Here is a 539-nt window from a genome sequence, read left to right on the forward strand (position 1 = left end):
GGAGTAGAGGGTGCGATGATATTAATAAATTGCATTGCGTCATTTTTGTTTGGGAAAGAAATATAATTATTCTCCACCGCACTATTCGCATTCAGGCTGCCTTGCACTCCATCTGTTGCACTGTTGCCCACTGCCGCACCCGTTGCCGTACTCAATAAGTTTGTAATCGCTGTTACAGTTTCTTTCTCTTCCACCGTTAAGTCGCTTCCTTTTTCTTTGCCGTATAACCATTTGCTGATGTAAGGCGCAGCTGCTTCCGCTCCACCTGCACTCAATGCTCCTGCTAGGGCGTTATTGTCCCCTGCTGCTGCAACCGCTGCTCCTAATACCGCGTGAGCAAGAACGTGAGCGGTTTCTTGACTGGCGGTTAGTTTGCCATTCGCGTTTTGACCGGCTAAATCTTTAAAGTGCTGTCCAATCGCATACGATACGGCCGGCGATGCGGTAGCCGCAGCGATGCCTGCTCCGCTTTGGGTCGGCGCAGCTAAGCCTGAGGCTAACATGTTGAGAATGACTTTGCCTTGTTGCCAATTATCTGC

Annotated in this window: 1 protein-coding gene; it reads right to left on the reverse strand. The window is 49.9% G+C overall.

Annotated elements, in window-relative coordinates:
* Positions 1-539: VENN motif pre-toxin domain-containing protein (locus tag ACTHUR_RS17505; protein ID WP_440399990.1), on the reverse strand; the 539-nt coding region annotated here is incomplete at both ends.

Source organism: Neisseria sp. P0021.S007 (assembly GCF_051956855.1).